This window comes from Streptomyces nanhaiensis, from assembly GCF_046614825.1.
GTDB classification, from domain to species: Bacteria; Actinomycetota; Actinomycetes; order Streptomycetales; family Streptomycetaceae; genus Streptomyces; species Streptomyces radiopugnans.
Map to the genome: position 1 here is coordinate 1 of NZ_JBKJFM010000335.1, position 1,398 is coordinate 1,398.

General features: G+C 78.3%; 1 pseudogene. It reads left to right on the top strand.

What is annotated here, in order from left to right:
• Positions 1-147 precede the first annotated feature (147 nt).
• Positions 148-1,398, top strand: a pseudogene (locus ACLIYP_RS30415) (DUF7902 domain-containing protein); the annotation flags it as partial.

A 1,398-nucleotide genomic window follows, 5' to 3' on the forward strand; every position in this document is an offset into this window, starting at 1 on the left:
GCGTGGTAGACGTACACGTGCAGGTCGTGGGTGGTCAGGTTCAGCACCCTGGCGGCCGGGGCGGACGCGGAGATCTCGGGGGGGGGCGCCAGTCCGTGGACCACGGGCATGCGGATGTCCATCCGCACGACGTCCGGGTCCAGCCCGGCGACCGCGTCCACGGCCGCCGAGGCCGACGCGCTGGGAGAGCGGATCGCCGGGCACGCCGACGCACTCGGCGCCGTCACCGAGGTGATCGGCTCCCTGGAGGTGGGCGACGCCACCGTGCGCACGGCCGTGCTGGAGCGGATCGGCGAGGCCACGGCCGCCGTCAACCGCGCCCGCGCCGTGCTGGAGGGCCGGCGCCGGGAACTGCTGGAGGCCGAGGGGCGGGCGGAGTTCGCCGCCGAGACGGCCCTGCTGGGCCAGGCGGTCACCGGCGCGCTGGCCGCCGCCACCACACCGGAGGAGTGCGACGAGCAGCTCGGACGGCTGCTGGTGCGGCTGGAGGACCTGGAATCCCGCTTCGGCGCCCACGAGGACTTCCTCGCCCGCCTGGCCGAGCGGCGCGAGGAGATCCGCGAGACCTTCGCCGCCCGCCGCCAGGCCCGGCTCGACGAGCGCGCACGGCGCGCCGAGCGCCTGGCGGTGTCCGCCGCCCGCGTGCTGGAGACCGTCGCGCGCCGCTGCGCCTCCCTGGCCTCGGCCGAGGACGTGGCCGCCCACTTCGCCGCCGACCCGCTGGTCGCCCGGATCCGCGCCACCGCCGAGGAGTTGCGCTCGCTCGGCGACACCGCGCGTGCCGAGGAGCTGACCGCCTCCCTGGCGGCTGCCCGGCAGGAGGCGGACCGGTCCCTGCGCGACCGCGTCGAGCTGGGCGCCGACGCGGACGGGAGCGGGGGCGCCGGCACCGTACGGCTGGGCCGCCACCGCTTCGCGGTGAGCACCCGGCCGCTGGAGGTGACGCTGGTCCCGCACGGGGACGGGCTGGCCTTCGCGGTCTCCGGCACCGGCTACCGCGCCGCCGTGCGCGACCCGGACTTCGCGGCCACCCGCGAGTTCTGGGACCAGCCGCTGGTCTCGGAGTCGCCGCACGTCTACCGCGCCGAGCACCTGGCGGCCGGCGTGCTGGCGGACCTGCCGCCCGACGCTGCCGGAGCGGGGGGAGCGGACGCCGGAAGCCTGCTGCCCCTGGTGCGCCGGGCGGCCGGGACCGCGTACGACGAGGGGTACGACCGGGGCGTCCACGACCACGACGCCGCCGCGATCCTCGCCGCGGCGCTGCGGCTGCGGGCCGGGGCAGGGCTGCTGCGCTTCACCCCTGGAGCGCGGGCCGCGGCGCAGCTTTTCTGGGCGTTCGGCGCGGACGCGACGGCACGCGCCGCCTGGACGGTGCGCGCCCAGTCGCTGGCCCGCGCC